Origin of the sequence: uncultured Methanobrevibacter sp., assembly GCF_900316895.1 — an archaeon.
GTDB lineage: Archaea > Methanobacteriota > Methanobacteria > Methanobacteriales > Methanobacteriaceae > Methanocatella.
Genome location: NZ_ONER01000139.1, coordinates 1 through 2288, shown reverse-complemented (window position 1 = coordinate 2288; position 2288 = coordinate 1). Strand labels below are relative to the sequence as shown.

3 protein-coding genes and 1 pseudogene are annotated in these 2288 nt (G+C 38.8%); all 4 read right to left on the bottom strand.

All coding sequences use genetic code 11. From position 1 onward, the window contains the following. Positions 1-155: 155 nt before the first annotated feature. Complete coding sequence (locus tag QZN27_RS09795) at positions 156-815, bottom strand: DUF5612 domain-containing protein (RefSeq protein WP_296787031.1); 660 nt, start codon at positions 813-815, stop codon at positions 156-158. Beyond that, positions 808-1071, bottom strand: a complete 264-nt coding sequence (locus QZN27_RS09790) for an energy-converting hydrogenase B subunit P (RefSeq protein ID WP_296787027.1) — start codon at positions 1069-1071, stop codon at positions 808-810. The genes QZN27_RS09795 and QZN27_RS09790 overlap by 8 nt, the downstream gene beginning before the upstream one ends. Positions 1072-1084: 13 nt before the next feature. Beyond that, positions 1085-2083, bottom strand: coding sequence for a respiratory chain complex I subunit 1 family protein (locus tag QZN27_RS09785; protein WP_296787025.1), 999 nt, complete (start codon positions 2081-2083; stop codon positions 1085-1087). Between the two features lie 4 nt (positions 2084-2087). Next, a pseudogene (locus tag QZN27_RS09780) lies at positions 2088-2288 on the bottom strand (hypothetical protein); the annotation flags it as partial.

Below are 2288 nucleotides of genomic sequence, written 5' to 3'. Positions count from 1 at the left end.
TTAAACACAATAAAATTAATTAAAAAAGATAGTACACCCAATAGTGCAATTCATCCATGACCTTGAAGAGGTCATGGTATTCTTGCATCATTTAGATAAGAATAAGAAAGGGAGTTAAGTAGTTAACTCCCTACCTATATGTCCATAAACATGAATTAAAACTTGATGTTATCGCCTAAACGCTTAATGTCAAAAACCGCAGTATCTGCAACAGACATTACTGCCAAGACTCCCGCCTGAATAGGATCAGTGATAATCAAATCAGCATAATCGGTTACACTTCCAGGCATATTAAGGGAAATGACGATTAAATTACTTTCTTCCTTGACCTTACGGACAGCCTTTGTGATTTCTCCGCCCATAAGTGATCCTGCAAGCACCAATGCACTTACACGAGGAAGCCTGGATATTGCCTCAACAGCCTCTGCCAGCGCCTTTTCGCCAACCAGAGGGATTGTATCGATACTTATACGTTCCCCACGTATGTTGTGCCTGTCGGCTTCGGTGATTGCACCCATAGCAACCTGAGATACCTGAGCTCCGCCACCAACGATGATTATACGCTTTCCATAGATGTCCAATTGGGAACCATGCAGCTCTATTGATTTCACTTCATCGATATTCTTCAAATCTTTAATCAAATCATCAATGTCTTCAACATGCTCCAATTCCAAGTTGATAGAACCAACATTGTTTCTCTCAACAAAAAGGTGAACATAACTAATATTAGCACCATGGGATGTGATGACATCGGTTATGTCATCCAACACTCCTTTTTTCTCAGTCGATTTGATTGTTAAAGTATAATCACTCATTTTTTGGCCTTACTTTATCAAGTTCTGCGTGTGCCCTTTTCCACATGCTCAAATAATTGTCATCTTTGGTGACTGGAATCACTTCAAGACCCAAGTCCCTGTGTTCCTGTATCCATTCCTCATGAAATACAGGTATTTCGATTTTAATCGGTTCAGAGGTCTTATTTACAACTATAAGATTTCTGTAAGGAAAATCCCATTCAACAATATATCCTCCAAGACTTACCATATGATACGGCCTCATAACAAACTTCATAAATAATACCCCCTCATAATAATCCAAGCACAATGGCCAATATTCCTAGCAGTGTAGTACACAATATTGTTGGCAATAGCTGCCTATTTGTAAATACAGGAGCAAATGCTGAGAAAATTCCCATCATGAATACGAATATCAATGCTACCAGTACATTTAGCAAAAATCCAAGTGACATGATTGTTGGAGGCACTCCAATGAACAATACTGAAAAGACACAACCAAGCACAAACATGAAAAATCCTCTTGTCAGATAGACGACAGCCCTATATTTGGCTGCATATTCCATGTATGGTCCTTCAATTACATCAGATTTTGCTTTGATGATTGAAAATGGATATTCGTTCAATATAATCATGTAACCGATGAAAAATACGATTGCTGCGATTCCACCTGATACGGTAAACAGGAAAGGTCCATTCGCTTGCTGATAAGCTACAATATCCTGCAAAAAGATGCTTCTTGCAGCAGTAATAGGTGCAAACAATGCCAAATACAATGGGAAAGAACCATATGTAATCATCCTGAGTGATCTTCTTGCACTTATGTCCTCAATGAATGAAAGATTGGAATTGTTGTGAGCTGCCCCTTTGATCTTATCAGGGAAAGGCATCCTGACGGACATTACGGATTTTGATAATGCTCCCATCAATACATAACATATCTCTTCCACTTTTAAAAATCCGACAACAGCCACCAAGCTTGCAAGTGCCGGAATTTGATAGGCCTGTGGAGTCAATGCGATTAAAACACACAAAACCACAATGAAACATATTATCGGCAATGCCTTGTATAATCCCGGTACAGGAGATGAAACTTCGACATTTTCCTTGAACATGAACTTTATTGGCGCCATAATTCCCGGAGCAATTACTATTGGCCCAATCCTTTGCTGAATCCTTGCATGAATGTATTTTCTTTCAATTCCAGGAAGCAATGTTGAAATTATAAAGCAGACCAAAATTGTCAATATTACAACAATAATCGGATTAGTGAGTATATTTTCAAACATTTTTCTATCTCCTTATGATTTCAATTGCCCTATCGGTACATGTGAAGCACGGGTCACACTGTACGATACATAATTGAGCATCTGTAATCTGGTCTCCAATACATGCATACTGCATTGCACCAATGTTTGCCATTGATGGAGTCCTGATGATACAGTGCCTTACTCTTCCGCTTTCAAGTGCATATGAATGATAAAGAGTTCCTCT